Raw genomic sequence first — 15,545 nt, forward strand, 5'->3', positions numbered from 1 at the left:
TGGGCAGCAAGACGCCTGTGCAGGCCATGAAACAGTCGTACCAGGAGCACCCCCAGCTATTCCACAAGCGACCCTATGATCGTCCGGGATGCGACATGTAGGCTACGAGGTTCAATGACTCGGTGGATTGCAGTGCTTCAGCCCAAGTCAGTTGGCCCGTGCTGATGGTGACGGGGCAACGCGCGTCACTGAGGCTCTGGCCGAGATAGCACCGATCCCAGGTCAGACCGGTGGCGGCGTCGGTCGCGGTGCCGTCAGCATGGATGGTGAAAGGCGCAGCCCAGGCAACGGGCGCCATCGCCGCTAGAGCGATCGCGCCCGCAAAAAAGCGGGTGACAGGCATGGCGATGGTGAACATGGTTGTCACAGTCCGCTGGGCAGTACAAGCCGCACGTAGGCCGCACTGAGGGTGTTGTAGAGGTTGTTGCCCCAGGTGGCGAAATCGACCACCCACGCAGTATTGGGGCTGGAGGAAGTGGTGGATGTCCAGTAGGCACTGCCCTCTGTCAGCGGAAAGTGGCCCTGATCGATGGCCGGGCTGCTGCCGCCATAGGTGCCCAGCGTCAGAAGTTCGGCCACGGTGGGCAGCCGCCAGCCCGTGGTGCTGCCGCAGCGGTTGATCGCGTTGTGTCCGGTCGCGGCGAAAGCGGGCGTGACGGCCGTAGGCCAAAACTCCAGCCTCGTCTGCAGCGACCACACCAGACCGGTCACGTTGTCACGGGTGCACGCCCATTCCGTGGCGGGAGGGTTGGCGCCGGTGTTGTATGCGGGGCTCGTGGCGCAACTACCCGTTCCCGCCGCTTCGCCGTTCATGCAGATTTTGGTGAAGTCAAAACCTGCACTGCCCGCGCCTTGCTTGACCAACGCGCCGGCCGCGATCGCGGCATCGCGGCCATGGCGGCCATCCTGCCCTGGCCGCCCCGCAACAGCGGCGTTGCAAGCCACGGCAGCGTGGCTGGCGTCGAAGCACTGCGTTTGACCGGTGTCGTTGAGCTGCAGCGCCTGCGCGTCCACATGGCCTGCCGCGGCCGTCAGCGTCAGCGCTGCGAGAAGCGGCCGCACGCGCAGCACGTTCGGGTTGAAATCGCGGTGAGCCCTCATTTCATTCTCTGCATGATTGGCAATGCCGCCAATGTAGGGATCGCGCAGAGGCCATGTAACTCCACCCAGGTGGAGGGTTGCTGGGCAGCCGGTCGTGGCATGCTGCACAGCTGGAACAACCTGAAAGATCACCCTTGCGCTACCAGCTCAGCGGCTTGCCAGCTGTGGAAATCGTTCCAGGTTTCGCGCGCAAGCGCGACTGGTTGGCCCACCTCGATCTGCTGGCGGAACTGCCCTATCCCAGTCTGGCATTGATGCCGAGCATCCTCGCCGCGGTGCGCAGCCGCATCGACTGCACCGTAGGCGGTTTCGGCTGGACCGACGGCAGCTTGAATCCCACAGCGTTCATGACTGAGCACATGAGCCTGCGCGCTTACCAATGGTGGATCGACAACGCCAGCGAGTTTTTTACCCTGTGTCCCATCCAGACACAGTGGAGCAGCGGCGGAGAATCGTTCCGACGGCTCATCGCTGAGCCAGCGTTCGCGCGGACAACGTTCTTCGATGAGGTATTCGGCTCACAGGGCTTGCGCTGGGCGACGCTGGCACCGGTTCGCATCGGCGGAGGTTATGGTTTTCTGAGCGTGTACCGTCCGCTCGAAAGCGGCGCGTTCACTGACGATGAGCACGTCCTCCTGGGGCGCGGTGCACAGGCGCTCGGCGGGCTCGATCGGCGTCAACACCCCTGGCAGACACCAGCACCCGTAGAGACAGCTCTCGCAGGAGAGGCCACGCTGCTGGTGCAAGCCGATGGCGCACTGGCGGCGCGCAGCCAGGAAGCCGCCCGCTTGCTGTACCTGCAGGGTGGCGCCAATATGCACACACTCGAATGGGCACGCATGGACTGGCACGCTCTGCCGACGCTGGTGAAAGAGGCTGTACGCACCCTGTTCGAGCAGCCGGCACCTGAACTAAAGCGACGCATGTCGCTGTACCAGCCCTGGGGCCGGTTCGAATTTGTTCTGGAGAAGATGCCCCATCAGGCCGCGTGCACTGAGCCTCTGGTGGTGGTGGGCATCCGCTATTTCGAGGCGACCGACATCACCGTCGCCCGTCGGCTGGCCGCTCAGCCCCCGCGAAAAGCGGCTGGTGGTGGCCGCCACGCGAAGCACCAGTCTGGCCGAGTTGGCACAGACGCTCGGCATCACCGTGCTGACGCTCAAGACCTACAACCGTGAGCTGATGAGTCGCCTGGGCCTGGGATCGCGCCAGCAACTGATCGAATGGCTGCTTTCCGAAGAAGCCGGACGACGGGATCCGCTGTTCCGGCCACCTTGAAGAGCCGCGCCGACCCTCTTCAGTGCTGCAGGATCTTGCTCAGGAAGTCCTTGGTACGCGGCTGGCGCGCTTCGGGGTTGCCGAAGAACTCGTCCTTCGAGCAGTCTTCCAGGATGCGGCCGCCCACGTCGATGAAGATCACGCGGTTGGCCACCTTGCGCGCAAAGCCCATTTCGTGCGTGACCACCATCATGGTCATGCCTTCCTTGGCCAGCGTGACCATGACGTCCAGCACCTCGCCCACCATCTCGGGGTCGAGCGCGGAGGTGGGCTCGTCGAACAGCATGACGATCGGGTCCATGCTGAGCGCGCGGGCGATCGCCACGCGTTGCTGCTGACCGCCCGACAGCTGACCGGGAAACTTGTCCTTGTGCGCCATCAGGCCCACGCGGTCCAGCATCTTCAGGCCGCGCGCCTTGGCTTCATCCGGCTTGCGGCCCAGCACCTTGACCTGGGCGATGGTCAGGTTCTCGGTCACAGACAAGTGCGGGAACAACTCGAAGTGCTGGAACACCATGCCGACCTTGCTGCGCAACTTGGGCAGATCGGTCTTGGGATCGGTCACCTTGATGCCGTTGACAATGATTTCGCCCTGCTGCACGGGCTCGAGCGCATTCACGGTCTTGATCAATGTGGATTTGCCCGAGCCGGACGGCCCGCACACCACCACGACATCGCCCTTGTTTACCTGAAGCGAGGCGTTGTTGAGCACCTGCACGGGTCCGTACCACTTGGACACGTTGGTCATCTGAATCATGTTGTGTTCAGCCATAAAGGTTCTCCAGGGGATTAGCGAATGATGGCGATCTTCTTGTGCAATCGCTTGACCAGCCAGGACAGCGAGAAGCAGATGATGAAGTAGAGCACGGCCGCAGCCATGTACATCTCGACCGGGCGGCCGTAGTTCTTGCCCGCCGTTTCAAAGCCTTTGAGCAGGTCGTAAGCGCCGATGGCGTAGACCAGCGATGTGTCCTGGAACAGAATGATCGTTTGCGTCAACAGCACCGGCAGCATGTTGCGGAAGGCCTGCGGCAGGATGACCTGCATCATGTTCTGGCTGTAGGTCATGCCCAGCGCCTGACCAGCGAACACTTGGCCGCGCGGAATCGACTGGATGCCGGCGCGCATGATTTCGCTGAAGTAGGCTGCCTCGAACGCGATGAACGTGATGAAAGCCGAATACTCGGCGCCAATGGGACGCCCGATGATGAAGGGCACCAGAAGAAAGAACCACAGGATCACCATCACCAGCGGAATGCTGCGCATACCGTTGACGTAGATGGCAGCCGGGACATCAAGCCACTTCTTGCCCGACAAGCGCATGAGCGCCAGCAGCGTGCCGAAGAAGATGCCTCCGAGGGTGGCAACCGCAGTGAGCGTAATGCTGAACCACAGGCCCTTCAGGATGAAGTTCTGGATCAGCGTCCAGTTGAAGAACGAAAAGTCGAGATTCATGCTCAGTGCCCTCCCGCGCCCGTACCCGAAGTCACAAAGCCCGGCACCCGCGCACGCTTCTCGATGAACGCCATGATGCGGTTGATCACCAGTGCAGAAATCACGTAGAGCACCGTCACCGCGAGGTAAACCTCGATTGGCCGCGCCGTCTCCTCACCGGCCTGCAGGGCAAACTGCGTCAGTTCGGGGATCGACACCGCGAACGCCACCGAGGAGTTCTTGAAAATGTTCATCGACTCGCTGGTGAGCGGGGGAATGATGATCCGGTAGGCCATCGGCAGGATGACGTAGCGGTAGTACTGCACCGTGGTGAAACCCAGCGCCATGCCGGCGTAGCGCTGGCCCTTGGGCAGTGCCTGGATACCTGCCCGCACCTGCTCGGCGATTCGCGCCGAGGTAAAAAAGCCCAGCGCCAGCACCACCAACACAAAAGGCGGCACGCTCTTCATGGCCGGGATCAGCGCCGGCACGGCAAAGTACCAAAGGAAAATCTGCACCAGCAGCGGAACGTTGCGGAAGCCTTCAACCCAGGCGTTGCCAAAGCGCACCATCCAGGGGCTGTCCGGCAGCGTGCGCATCACGCCGATGACCGATCCAACCACCAGAGCGATCACCAGCGCAGACAAGGCCACGGCGACTGTCCAGCCCCAGGCGTTCAGGAGCCAGTTCAGGTAGGTCTGATCCTGTCCGGTGCCCAGGCAACCCTTGACCACCTCGCCCGTCAAGGTGTCCTTGCAGAGCACATCCCATTCCATCGCCATACGCTGATCCTCCTTCCCGCTCTTCAATCATCCCAAAACGCAGTGCGCCCACCCGCATGAGGGGTGGGCGCACTTGCCATCAGGCTAGCCTGTCTCCGAGATTACTTGACGGCGTAGTCTTCCATCGGCTTGTCGTTCGGATGAGCCCAGGCGTCCTTGGTGCTGGCCGAAGCCGGCATGTTCAGGTTCACGTTGTTGGGCGGAATCGGCTGCATGAACCACTTGTCGTACAGCTTGGCCAGCGAGCCGTCCTTGATCTGACGGACGATGCTGTCGTCGATGGCCTTCTTCAGCTTGGCGTCGCCCTTGGGCATCATGCAGGCAATCGGCTCGACCGACAGCACCTCACCCACCACCGCGTAGTCGTTGGGGCTCTTGGACTTGGCAGCGTTGGCCGCCAAAATCGAGCCGTCCATGACGAACGCGTCGGCACGACCGGACTCCAGCAGCAGGAAGCTGTCGGCGTGGTCTTTACCCGTGAGTTCCTTGAAGTCGATGCCTTCGGCGCGCTTGTTCTTGCGCAGGGTCTGCACCGACGTGGTGCCGGTGGTCGTGGCCACGGTCTTGCCCTTCAGGTCGGCAATGCCCTTGATGCCCGAATTCTTCTTGGTCAGGATGCGCACTTCTTCCACATAGGTGGTGACGGCGAAATCCACATCCTTCTTGCGTGCGGTGTTGTTGGTGGTAGAGCCGCACTCGAAGTCGATCGTGCCGTTCTGGACCAGGGGCACGCGGTTCTGCGAGGTGATCACCTGGTAGTTGATCTTCGGCTTGATGCCCAGTTGTTTGCCCAGGTCATCGATGATGCGCTCGGCCATTTCGGTGTGGAAACCCACGTACTTGCCGCCACCAATGGTGAACGCCAGGCCGGACGAATCGCGTACGCCCAGATTGACGGTGCCGCTGGACTTGATCTTGGCCAGCGTGTCGGGCGTCTGTGCCACAGCGCCGCCGGCGACGAGCGCCATCACGGACAGGGCCAGAAGTTGTTTTTTGAACATGCAGATTCCTTTCAAGAATTCCCCGCGCCGAAGTGTGCAGGGCGAGAGTTTCACAACGACATTCTACGAAGCATGGTCTACAGGATAACCCTAGGCCTCACCATGCAATTCGCATGCCATTCGATGCACGGCTGACCGTCGAGTTCAATCGGCAGTGTCGTCGCGTTCGGCACTTTGCTGCAAGGCCCACATCTGGGCATAGCGACCTTGCGCCGCGAGCAGCGCCAGGTGCGTGCCGCGTTCGACGATCCGCCCACCGTCCATGACCAGTATCTCGTGCGCATCGACCACGGTCGACAGCCGGTGGGCGATCACCAGCGTGGTCTTGCCGCGCGCCGCCTGGCGCAACTCGGCCTGGATGGCGCGCTCGTTGGCCGAATCCAGCGCGCTGGTGGCTTCGTCGAAGATCAACACCGGCGGGTCTTTCAGCAGCGTGCGTGCGATGGCGATGCGCTGTTTTTCGCCGCCCGACAGCTTCAGCCCGCGCTCGCCGACCATGGTGGCATAGCCGTTGGGCGTACTCTGGATGAAGTCGTGGATGTGCGCCGCGCGCGCGGCCTGCTCCACCTCGGCGTCCGTCGCCTCAGGCCGGCCGTAGCGGATGTTGTAGGCCACCGTGTCGTTGAACAACACCGTGTCCTGCGGCACGATGCCGATGGCGCAGCGCACGCTGGCCTGCGTCACGCTGCGGATGTCCTGCCCCGCGATCAGGATGCGGCCTGTCGGCTCCTCGGGGTGCCCGGGCCGGCCCACGTCGTAGAAGCGAAACAGCAGGCGCGCCAGCGTGGATTTGCCCGCGCCCGACGCGCCGACCACCGCCACGGTCTTGCCCGCAGGCACGTCGAAACTGATGCCGTGCAGGATCGGCCGCGCCGCTTCGTAGGCGAAATGCACGTCCTCAAAGCGCACGTCCACCGGGCCGTTGGTGCGCAGCGGCTCGGCGCGCGGCGCGTCGGCCACCTCGCGTTCGCGGTCCATCAACGTGAACATCTTGTCGAGATCGGTGAGGTTCTGCTTGATCTCGCGGTAGATCACGCCCAGAAAGTTGAGCGGGATGTACAGCTGGATCATGAAGGCGTTGACCATCACCAGGTCGCCCAGCGTCAGCTTGCCGTCCACCACGCCCTGCGTGGCGCGCCACAGCATCACCACCAACGCCGTCGCGATGATCAGTTGCTGCCCGGTGTTCAGCAGCGACAGCGTGGTCTGGCTCTTTAGCCGCGCGGCGCGCAGGCGCTCCAGACTGTCGTCGTAGCGGCGCGCCTCGAACGCCTCGTTGTTGAAGTACTTGACCGTTTCGTAGTTCAGCAGCGAATCGATGGCCTTGGTGTGGGCCTGCGAATCCGCCTCGTTGGCCTGGCGCCGGAACTGCGTGCGCCATTCGGTCACCACCACGGTAAAGCCGATGTACAGCACCAGCGCGATGCCGGTGATCCAGGCAAAGCTGGCGTCGAACTTCACCGCCAGGATGGTCAGCACCATCACCACTTCGACCAGGGTCGGCACGATCGAATAGAGCGAGAACGACACCAGCGATTCGATGCCGCGCACCCCGCGTTCGATGTCGCGCGTCATGCCGCCGGTCTGGCGCTCCAGGTGAAAGCGCAGGCTCAGCCCGTGTAGGTGCTCGAAGGTCTGCAGCGCGATCTGCCGCGACGCGCCCTGTGTCGCCTTGGCAAACACCAGCTCGCGCAGCTCGGTGAACAGCGAGGTCATCAGCCGCAGGCCACCGTAGGCCAGCAACAGCCCGATCGGCACCACCAGCACCGCGGCCGGGTCGCCGGGTTGGATGCTCATCGCATCGACGAGGTGCTTGAGCAGCACCGGCACGCTGACGTTCGCCACCTTGGCGCCGATGACGAACAGCAGCGCCGCCGCCACACGCCAGCGGTACTGCCACAGGTACGGCAGCAGACGCGCCAGGGTGCGCCAGTCCGAACGCGGGCCGCCCGTTGAAGTAGAAGCCGCTGGAGAGTAGGAACGTTCGCCGCCGCCGCGCATGAAGGACAATTCAGAGCACTGAAGCTGCCGATTGTGCCCATGTCCTCCACCCCTCGCGAAGCCTCCGACCACCTGCGCAAGCCCAACACCACCGCCGTTGACGCGCCCGAGGCCAGCCTGCCCACCGACCACGAACTGGTGCTGAAGGTCATGCCCATGCCGGCCGACGCCAACGGCAACGGCGACATCTTTGGCGGCTGGGTGATGGCTCAGGTCGACCTGGCTGGCTCCGTGCTGCCGGCGCGTTACGCCCAGGGCCGCATGGCCACGGTGGCGGTCAACCAGTTCGTGTTCAAGCAGCCCGTGCGCGTGGGCGACATCCTGAGCTTTCTGGCCAAAGTGGAACGGGTCGGCAAGACCTCGGTCACGGTGAAGGTGAGCGTGTTCGCCGAGCGTTTCGAGCGCCAGGGCCATTTCATCAAGGTCACCGAAGCATCGCTGACCTACGTGGCGATCGACGACACCGGCCGTCCGCGCGCCCTGCCCGGCCGCGAGGACACCGCCGCCCCATCGCCCGCCACGCCAGCATGACGGGCGCGCCGTCGCCCCGCTGGCGGCCGCTGCGCGAGCTGCCACCCGGCGCCTGGCGCGACGTGGTTGGCGTCTTCACCGACATCGACGACACGCTGACGACCGACGGCGCCATCACGCCCGATGCGCTGACCGCGCTGGCGGAGCTGCGTGCCGCCGGTGTGCACGTGATCGCCGTGACCGGCCGCCCGGTCGGCTGGAGCGAGGCCTTCGCCCTCACCTGGCCGCTGGACGCCATCGTGGCCGAGAACGGCGCCGTCGCCCTCGTCCGCACGCCGCCCGCGGAGGGCGCAAGCGGGTCCGCTGGCAGCGCACAGATTTCAAGCCAAATCAGGCCGAAGATGGCGCCAGAGCTGCGCCACCAGCTATCAAAACTGTATATCGATGATGCGCTCACCCGCCAGACCAACTTCGCCCACCTGCGGCGCGTGGCGGCCCGCGTCCTGCGCGAAGTGCCCGGCGCCACACTGGCGCAGGATTCGCCCGGGCGCGAAACCGACATCGCCGTCGATCACAGCGAATTTGCCCATCTGGGCGACGCGCAGATCGCCCAGGTCGTCGCCCTCATGCGCGCCGAAGGCCTGCAGGCCACGGTCAGCAGCATCCACATCAACGGCTGGATCGGCGACCACAACAAGTGGGTCGGCGCCTGCTGGATCGCACGCGAACTCCTCGGCATCGACGACCTGGCGGCGCAGCAGGAGCGCTGGGTCTACATCGGCGACTCCACCAACGACCAGGTGATGTTCGACCACTTCACCCACAGCGTGGGCGTGGCCAACATCGCGCGCTTTGCAGACCAGTTGCAGACACCGCCGCGCTATGTCACGGCGGGCGAACGCGGCGCCGGTTTCGCCGAAATGGCGCGCCTGCTGCTGGCGCAGCGCCAAGGCGACTGAAGCTTCGCGCATCCTTGGGCATGATCGGCGCTGCCATCTCGGCACGACCGAACCATGACAGGAGACAACCGATGCGCTTTCAACGCCTTTCCCGCCTCACCTTGGCCGCCGCCGCCCTGGCCGCCCTCTCTGCCTGCGCCAGCCCGCCGCAATACCTCAACTCCGGCAAGGTGCTGCCGACCACGCTGCCGTTTTCGGAAGCGGTCAAGGTCGGCAACACGCTGATCCTGTCCGGCCAGATCGGCAATCTGCCGGGCACGCTGAACCTCGCTCCAGGCGGCATCGCGGGCGAATCGAAGCAGGTCCTGGAGAACATCAAGACCGCGCTGGAGGCGCACGGCTACGCCATGACGGACGTGGTCAAGTGCACCGCCATGCTGGCCGACATGAAGGAATGGGGCGCCTTTAACGAGGTGTACCAGACCTACTTCCAGAAAGGGCGCTTCCCCGCGCGCAGCGCGTTCGGTGCGTCGGGCCTGGCGTTCAACGCGCGGGTCGAGCTGGAGTGTCTGGCGGCCAAGTAAGGCGCGGGGCGGTGCCGGCGCCCAACCGGCCCGCACGTCAGCCCTGACCGCGCGCCAGCACCGGCTTCAGCGCCTGGCCGGTGTGCGTGCCCAGGCGCACCACGTCCTCGGGCGTGCCGGCCGCCACCAAACGGCCGCCGCCATCGCCGCCTTCGGGGCCCAGGTCCAGGATCCAGTCGGCCTCGGCGATCAGGTCGAGGTCGTGTTCGATCACCACCACGCTGTGGCCGCCGTCGACCAGGCGGTGCAGCACGTGGATCAGCTTTTCGACGTCCTGCATGTGCAGGCCCACCGTCGGCTCGTCCAGCACGTACAGCGTGTGCGGCGCCTTGTTGCCGCGGCGGGTGACGTCGTCGCGCACCTTGGCTAATTCGGTCACCAGCTTGATGCGCTGCGCCTCGCCGCCGCTGAGGGTCGGTGAGGGCTGGCCCAGCGTCAGGTAGCCCAGGCCGACGTCCTTCAACAGCTGCAGCGGGTGCGCGATGTTGGGCATGCTGGCGAAGAATTCCACCGCCTCGTCAACCTCCATCTGCAGCACGTCACCGATGTTCTTGCCACGCCACGTGACGGCCAGCGTCTCGGGGTTGAAGCGCGCGCCGTGGCAGACCTCACACGGCACCTTCACGTCCGGCAGAAAGCTCATCTCGATGGTGCGCATGCCCTGACCTTCACAGCTGGGGCAACGGCCTTCGCCGGTGTTGAAGCTGAAGCGCCCCGGCCCGTAGCCGCGCGCCTTGGCCTCCAGCGTGTCGGCGAACAGCTTGCGCACCGTGTCCCAGAAGCCGATGTAGGTCGCGGGGCAGCTGCGTGGGGTCTTGCCGATCGGCGTCTGGTCGACTTCCAGCACGCGGTCGATCTGGCCAAAGCCTTCCAGCGCGGTGCAGCCGATCAGGCCATTGCTATTGATTTCGTAGCTGATCGCGCTGTCTGCTGTAGGGCTAGACGCCTTTTTCCCTTTCATTTCCTGGCGGACAAAGCGCTGCACGCTGGCCAGCAACACATCGCGCGCCAGGGTGGATTTCCCCGAGCCGGACACGCCCGTCACCGCCACCAGGCGCTTCAGCGGCACGGCCACGTCGACGTCCTTCAGGTTGTGCAGGTACGCGCCCTTCAGCGACAGCCAGCCGTCGCCTTCGGTCACCGCGACAGCCGGTGGCGCGGCACCGACGGCACGGCGCGTGTGCAGCGGGTGACGCATCGCCTCGCGCAGGTAACGCCCGGTGGCCGAATCGGCCGCGGCCGCCACGTCGGCCACCGTGCCTTGCGCGACCAAATGGCCGCCGCGCACGCCGGCGCCGGGGCCGATGTCGATCACGTGCTCGGCGCGGCGGATGGTGTCTTCGTCGTGCTCGACCACCACCAGCGTGTTGCCCTTGCTCGACAGGTTGTGCAGCGCGTCCAGCAGGATCTGGTTGTCACGCGCGTGCAGGCCGATGGTCGGCTCATCCAGCACGTAGCACACGCCCTGCAGGTTGCTGCCCAGCTGCGCCGCCAGGCGAATGCGCTGCGCTTCGCCACCACTGAGCGTGGGCGCGCCGCGGTCGAGCGTGAGGTAGCCCAGGCCCACCTGCTCCAGAAACGCCAGGCGGCTCAAGATTTCCGGCAGCAGGTCGCGCGCGATGTCGGCGTCGCGCCCTTGCAGTTGCAGGCCGTCAAACCACTGGTGCAAATCGCGTACCGACAGGCGCGCCAGGTCGGTGATGGCGATGCCGTCCACGCGGCCGCCGTCGCCGCGCGCGGGCGCGCCGTGCACCGGTGCGTGCAGGCGCACGTGGCGCGCGATCGGGTTCAGGCGCGTGCCCTGGCAGGTTGGGCAGGCGGCGTGGCCGACGTCGTCCACATCGGGTTCGTCAAAGGTCTGTTCGCGCCCTTTCTGGTCGTCGGCCAGCACCGAATCGTCCAGCGCACGGCGCTGCTCCTTGGTCAGCTTGACGCCGGTGCCGACGCAGTCGGGGCACCAGCCGTGCTTGCTGTTGTACGAGAACAGGCGCGGGTCCAGCTCCGCATAGCTGGTGGCGCAGACCGGGCAGGCGCGCTTGGTCGAAAACACCTCCACGCGGCCGATGCGCGCGGTCGATTCGCCGTGCTCCATGGCGTGGCGCAGGCCGGCGATGTCGTGCAGCACGTGCACCACGCCCTTGCCGTGCTCCAGCGCGCGCGTCAGCGATTCGCGCAGCTGCGCTTCGTTACCGGGGATGACCGGCAGGCTCATCACCGGCAGCTCGATCGTGTGCTCCTTGAAGCGGTCGATGCGCGGGAAGCCCGTGGTCGGCAAGAACTCGCCGTCGACGCGCAGGTGCGTGAAGCCGCGCGGGCGCGCCCAATCGGCCAGCTCGGTGTACACGCCCTTGCGGCCGACCACCAGCGGCGCCATCAGACCGATGGTCTGGTCGCGAAAGCGCGTCAGGATCTGCGCGGCGATGCGCTCGGGCGTTTGCGGCTGCACCGTGGCGTCGTCGTGCACGCAGTGCTGCACGCCCAGCTTGACGTACAGCAGGCGCAGGAAGTGCCACACCTCGGTCGTCGTGCCCACCGTGCTCTTGCGGCCGCCGCGCGACAGGCGCTGCTCGATCGCCACCGTGGGCGGGATGCCGTAGACCGCGTCCACCTCCGGCCGGCCGGCCGGCTGCACGATGGAGCGCGCGTAGGCGTTCAGCGATTCCAGGTAACGCCGCTGCCCTTCGTTGAACAGGATGTCGAACGCCAGCGTGGACTTGCCCGAGCCGCTGACGCCCGTGATCACGTTGAACTTGCCCCGCGGAATGTCGACGCTGAGGTTCTTCAGGTTGTGCTCGCGCGCATGCACGATCTCAATCGCGTTGGAAGCTTTTTCGGCCTCTGGCCCTACAGCCACTTGCACGGCCAGCTTCGTTTTGTATAGCGGAACAGCTTCGTGCACGGACAGCGGTACGGCCTCGCGCAGCGCCGCCACGTAGGCACGCAGAGCGGCGCCGGTGTGCGACGTGGGGTGCTGCGCCACGTCATCCGGCGTGCCCTGCGCGACCACGGTGCCACCGGCGTCGCCGCCTTCGGGGCCGAGGTCGATCAGCCAGTCGCTGGCGCGCATGACGTCCAGGTTGTGCTCGATCACGACCAGCGAATGCCCCGCCTCCAGCAGCTTGCGGAAGGCCCGCATCAGCTTGGCGATGTCGTCAAAGTGCAGGCCGGTGGTCGGTTCGTCAAACAGGAACAGTTGGCCCTTCTTGGCCGTGGGTTGGCGGCTGGAGGACTGCGCCTTGGCCGCTTCGGCCAGGTGGCCGGCCAGCTTCAGGCGCTGCGCCTCGCCGCCGCTCAGCGTCGGCACGGGCTGGCCCAGCTTGACGTAGTCCAGGCCCACGTCAACGATGGGTTGCAGCGCGCGCAGCACCTCGCGGTCGCGCGCGAACAGCTGCACCGCTTCGGCCACCGTCAGGTCCAGCACGTCGGCCACGTTGAGGTGGCGCGCGCGCAAATCCTGCGGGCCCTGGCGGTCGATGCGCACTTCCAGAATCTCGGGCCGGTAGCGCTGGCCGTCGCAGTCGGGGCAGCGCAGGTAGACGTCGGAGAGGAACTGCATCTCCACATGCTCGAAGCCCGAACCGCCGCAGGTCGGGCAGCGCCCGTCGCCGCTGTTGAAGCTGAACTTGGCCGCGGTGTAGCCGCGCTGCTTGGACAGCGGCGCGTTGGCGAACAGCGCGCGGATCGTGTCCCACGCGCCGACGTAGCTGACCGGGTTGGACCGCGCCGTCTTGCCGATGGGCGACTGGTCGACAAACACCACGCCGCTCAGGTGGTCGGCGCCGAGCAGGCGGTCGTGCGCACCGGGCGTCTCGGTGGCCTGGCCGAAGTGGCGCATCAGCGCCGGCGCCAGCACGTCCTGGATCAGCGTGGACTTACCCGAGCCGGACACGCCCGTCACCGTGACCAGGCGCTGCAGCGGGAAGTCGACCGACACGTGCTTCAGGTTGTGCTCGGTCGCGCCTTCCAGAATCAGGCGCGGCGTGCTGTCGCTGACCGGGCGCGCCAGGCCGGTTTCAATGCTGCGGCGCCCGCCGAGGTATTCGCCAGTCAGCGTGTCGCTGGCGCGCAGGGCCTGCGGCGTGCCGTCGAACACGATGCGCCCGCCCGCCGCGCCGGGGCCGGGGCCGAAGTCCAGCACGCGGTCGGCCGCCAGCATGACGGCCGGGTCGTGCTCCACCACCACCAGCGTGTTGCCCGCGCGCTTGAGGCGCTGCATGGCTTCGGTGATGCGGTCCATGTCGCGCGGGTGCAGGCCGATGCTGGGCTCGTCCAGCACGAACAGCGTGTTGACCAGGCTGGTGCCCAGCGCGGTGGTCAGGTTGATGCGCTGCACCTCGCCGCCACTCAGCGTGCGGCTTTGGCGGTCGAGCGTGAGGTAGCCGATGCCGACGTCGGTCAGGTACTTCAGCCGCGTCTGGATTTCTTCCAGAATCAGCTTGCGCGCCTGCGCATCGGCCGATTCGGCATTCAATGGGGCGTCAGCCCTTGTAGAATCTGCCCGAACAGCTATCGAATGGGTAGCACCCGCCAATCGGTCAAAGAACTGCCGCAGCCGGTCGATGGGCAGCAGCATCAGATCGTGCAGGCACAAACCCGGCAGGCTTTCCAGCTGCGCGCGGCTCCACGCCACGCCTTGCGGCAGAAAGCGCTGCGCGGGCGGCAGCACGGCGTCGGCGTCCGCCTTGCCCCCGACGCGCCACAGCAGCGGCTCGGTCTTCAAGCGCGCGCCGGCGCACACCGGGCACGGCGTGTAGCTGCGGTACTTGGACAAGAGCACCCGGATGTGCATCTTGTACGCCTTGCTTTCCAGGTACTGGAAGAAGCGGCGGATGCCGTACCACTGCTTGTTCCAGTTGCCCGCCTTGAAGTTGGGCGTGCCTTCGATGACCCAGGCCTTCTGCTCGGCCGTGAGCTTGTTCCAGGCCGTGTCGCGCGGAATGCCGGCAGCTTCGGCGTAGCGCATCAGGTCGTCCTGGCACTCCTTCCAGGCCGGAGTCTGGATCGGCTTGACGGCCCCGGCGCGCAGGGTCAGCCGTTCGTCCGGGATGACCAGACCCCAGTCCACGCCGATGACACGGCCGAAGCCGCGGCAGGTCTCGCACGCGCCGACCGGCGAGTTGAACGAGAACATGGACGGGATGGGCTCGGCGTAGCGCAGGTCGCTGTCGGGGCAGTGGAGCCCCGTTGAAAACTTCCACAGATCTGCCGTCCCACCTTCGTCGTCCAGCACGTAGACCGACAGACACCCGGTGCCCCGATGCAGCGCGACCTCGATCGCCTCCAGCACACGCGCTTTCTCGGCGGTGCCCAGGCGGAAGCGGTCGGCCACCACATCCAGCAGCTTCTTGCCGCCGTCTCCACGCTCCGCCTGTACGCGCGTGTAGCCGCTGGCGGACAGCCATTGCTCGACCTGCTCGGGCGGCGTGCCGGCGGGCAGTTCCACGGCGAAGGTCAGCACCACGCGCGGATCGCCGGCGGCGGTGGCGCGTTCGCGCAGCTCGGCATAGATCGTTTCCGGCGTGTCGTGGCGCACCGGTTGGGCGGTTTGCTTGTCGAACAGCTGGCCGGCGCGGGCGAACAGCAGCTTGAGGTGGTCGTTCAGCTCGGTCATCGTGCCAACCGTGGAGCGCGAGCTGCGCACCGGGTTGGTCTGGTCGATGGCGATCGCGGGCGGCACCCCCTCCACCTTGTCGACCGCCGGCTTGTCCATGCGGTCGAGAAACTGGCGCGCGTAGGCGCTGAAGGTTTCGACGTAGCGGCGCTGACCTTCGGCGTACAGCGTGTCGAACACCAGACTGGACTTGCCGGAACCGCTGGGGCCGGTCACCACCGTCATCTCGCCGGTGCGGATGTCCAAGTCCAGGTTCTTGAGGTTGTGCTGGCGGGCGCCGCGGATGCGGATCAGGGGGCGCGACATGGGTGCGGCTGGGGTGTAACGGCTGGGGGACAAAAATTCTATGCCCGTCCCATGTCGGGGCGCTCCGGCCAAAAAAA

13 protein-coding genes are annotated in these 15,545 nt (G+C 65.9%); 5 read left to right on the forward strand and 8 right to left on the reverse strand.

Annotated elements, in window-relative coordinates:
• Positions 1 to 73: 73 nt before the first annotated feature.
• Both FVQ98_RS06070 and FVQ98_RS06075 read right to left on the reverse strand, forming a co-directional pair.
• Positions 74 to 358: a DUF1566 domain-containing protein gene (locus FVQ98_RS06070; RefSeq protein ID WP_147912547.1), complete on the reverse strand. Its 285-nt coding sequence runs from the start codon at positions 356 to 358 to the stop codon at positions 74 to 76.
• A gap of 5 nt (positions 359 to 363) precedes the next feature.
• Positions 364 to 1,101 carry an Lcl C-terminal domain-containing protein gene (locus FVQ98_RS06075; RefSeq protein ID WP_147912548.1) on the reverse strand — a complete coding sequence of 246 codons (738 nt, stop codon included), beginning with the start codon at positions 1,099 to 1,101 and terminating at the stop codon, positions 364 to 366.
• A gap of 134 nt (positions 1,102 to 1,235) precedes the next feature.
• Here FVQ98_RS06075 and FVQ98_RS19600 point away from each other — a divergent pair, with 134 nt between their 5' ends.
• Together FVQ98_RS19600 and FVQ98_RS19605 are read left to right on the forward strand one after the other, a co-directional pair.
• Positions 1,236 to 2,279 (forward strand): hypothetical protein, encoded by a 1,044-nt coding sequence (locus tag FVQ98_RS19600; RefSeq protein ID WP_187265647.1) that lies wholly within the window; start codon positions 1,236 to 1,238, stop codon positions 2,277 to 2,279.
• A complete protein-coding gene (locus FVQ98_RS19605; protein ID WP_187265648.1) occupies positions 2,194 to 2,379 on the forward strand; it encodes a helix-turn-helix domain-containing protein in 186 nt (61 codons plus the stop codon). Before FVQ98_RS19600 ends, FVQ98_RS19605 begins: the two co-directional genes overlap by 86 nt.
• Before the next feature lie 19 nt (positions 2,380 to 2,398).
• Here FVQ98_RS19605 and FVQ98_RS06085 read toward each other — a convergent pair whose 3' ends face one another.
• The 5 genes from FVQ98_RS06085 to FVQ98_RS06105 all read right to left on the reverse strand — a co-directional run bounded on the left by FVQ98_RS06085 (position 2,399) and on the right by FVQ98_RS06105 (position 7,597).
• On the reverse strand, positions 2,399 to 3,136 hold the full coding sequence (locus FVQ98_RS06085; RefSeq protein ID WP_147912747.1) for an amino acid ABC transporter ATP-binding protein: 738 nt from the start codon (positions 3,134 to 3,136) through the stop codon (positions 2,399 to 2,401).
• 32 nt (positions 3,137 to 3,168) lie between these two features.
• Positions 3,169 to 3,834, reverse strand: coding sequence for an amino acid ABC transporter permease (locus FVQ98_RS06090; RefSeq protein WP_147912550.1), 666 nt, complete (start codon positions 3,832 to 3,834; stop codon positions 3,169 to 3,171).
• A gap of 2 nt (positions 3,835 to 3,836) precedes the next feature.
• Positions 3,837 to 4,595 (reverse strand): amino acid ABC transporter permease, encoded by a 759-nt coding sequence (locus FVQ98_RS06095; RefSeq protein WP_147912551.1) that lies wholly within the window; start codon positions 4,593 to 4,595, stop codon positions 3,837 to 3,839.
• 101 nt (positions 4,596 to 4,696) lie between these two features.
• Positions 4,697 to 5,596, reverse strand: coding sequence for a transporter substrate-binding domain-containing protein (locus FVQ98_RS06100; protein WP_147912552.1), 900 nt, complete (start codon positions 5,594 to 5,596; stop codon positions 4,697 to 4,699).
• A gap of 144 nt (positions 5,597 to 5,740) precedes the next feature.
• Positions 5,741 to 7,597, reverse strand: a complete 1,857-nt coding sequence (locus tag FVQ98_RS06105) for an ABCB family ABC transporter ATP-binding protein/permease (protein ID WP_147912748.1) — start codon at positions 7,595 to 7,597, stop codon at positions 5,741 to 5,743.
• Positions 7,598 to 7,636: 39 nt separating this feature from the next.
• Between FVQ98_RS06105 and FVQ98_RS06110 the strand changes: the two genes are divergently transcribed.
• The 3 genes from FVQ98_RS06110 to FVQ98_RS06120 all read left to right on the forward strand — a co-directional run bounded on the left by FVQ98_RS06110 (position 7,637) and on the right by FVQ98_RS06120 (position 9,551).
• A complete protein-coding gene (locus FVQ98_RS06110) occupies positions 7,637 to 8,128 on the forward strand; it encodes an acyl-CoA thioesterase (protein WP_147912553.1) in 492 nt (163 codons plus the stop codon).
• Positions 8,125 to 9,027, forward strand: coding sequence for an HAD family hydrolase (locus tag FVQ98_RS06115; protein WP_147912554.1), 903 nt, complete (start codon positions 8,125 to 8,127; stop codon positions 9,025 to 9,027). The genes FVQ98_RS06110 and FVQ98_RS06115 overlap by 4 nt, the downstream gene beginning before the upstream one ends.
• A 71-nt stretch (positions 9,028 to 9,098) precedes the next feature.
• A complete protein-coding gene (locus tag FVQ98_RS06120) occupies positions 9,099 to 9,551 on the forward strand; it encodes a RidA family protein (RefSeq protein WP_147912555.1) in 453 nt (150 codons plus the stop codon).
• A gap of 37 nt (positions 9,552 to 9,588) precedes the next feature.
• Here FVQ98_RS06120 and uvrA read toward each other — a convergent pair whose 3' ends face one another.
• Entirely contained in the window at positions 9,589 to 15,468 is a 5,880-nt protein-coding gene (gene uvrA / locus FVQ98_RS06125; RefSeq protein ID WP_147912556.1) for an excinuclease ABC subunit UvrA, read from the reverse strand.
• Positions 15,469 to 15,545: the final 77 nt, after the last annotated feature.

The organism is Ottowia flava (assembly GCF_008017535.1).
Classification (GTDB): Bacteria; Pseudomonadota; Gammaproteobacteria; order Burkholderiales; family Burkholderiaceae_C; genus Ottowia; species Ottowia flava.

Bases quoted from the DNA above. Each gene is read 5' to 3' on its own strand.
- FVQ98_RS06120 (WP_147912555.1), top strand. From the start codon at position 9,099: ATGCGCTTTCAACGCCTTTCCCGCCTCACCTTGGCCGCCGCCGCCCTG.
- FVQ98_RS06075 (WP_147912548.1), bottom strand. From the start codon at position 1,101: ATGAGGGCTCACCGCGATTTCAACCCGAACGTGCTGCGCGTGCGGCCG.
- FVQ98_RS06110 (WP_147912553.1), top strand. From the start codon at position 7,637: ATGTCCTCCACCCCTCGCGAAGCCTCCGACCACCTGCGCAAGCCCAAC.
- uvrA (WP_147912556.1), bottom strand. From the start codon at position 15,468: ATGTCGCGCCCCCTGATCCGCATCCGCGGCGCCCGCCAGCACAACCTC.
- FVQ98_RS06070 (WP_147912547.1), bottom strand. From the start codon at position 358: ATGTTCACCATCGCCATGCCTGTCACCCGCTTTTTTGCGGGCGCGATC.
- FVQ98_RS06095 (WP_147912551.1), bottom strand. From the start codon at position 4,595: ATGGCGATGGAATGGGATGTGCTCTGCAAGGACACCTTGACGGGCGAG.
- FVQ98_RS06100 (WP_147912552.1), bottom strand. From the start codon at position 5,596: ATGTTCAAAAAACAACTTCTGGCCCTGTCCGTGATGGCGCTCGTCGCC.
- FVQ98_RS06085 (WP_147912747.1), bottom strand. From the start codon at position 3,136: ATGATTCAGATGACCAACGTGTCCAAGTGGTACGGACCCGTGCAGGTG.
- FVQ98_RS06090 (WP_147912550.1), bottom strand. From the start codon at position 3,834: ATGAATCTCGACTTTTCGTTCTTCAACTGGACGCTGATCCAGAACTTC.
- FVQ98_RS06115 (WP_147912554.1), top strand. From the start codon at position 8,125: ATGACGGGCGCGCCGTCGCCCCGCTGGCGGCCGCTGCGCGAGCTGCCA.
- FVQ98_RS06105 (WP_147912748.1), bottom strand. From the start codon at position 7,597: ATGCGCGGCGGCGGCGAACGTTCCTACTCTCCAGCGGCTTCTACTTCA.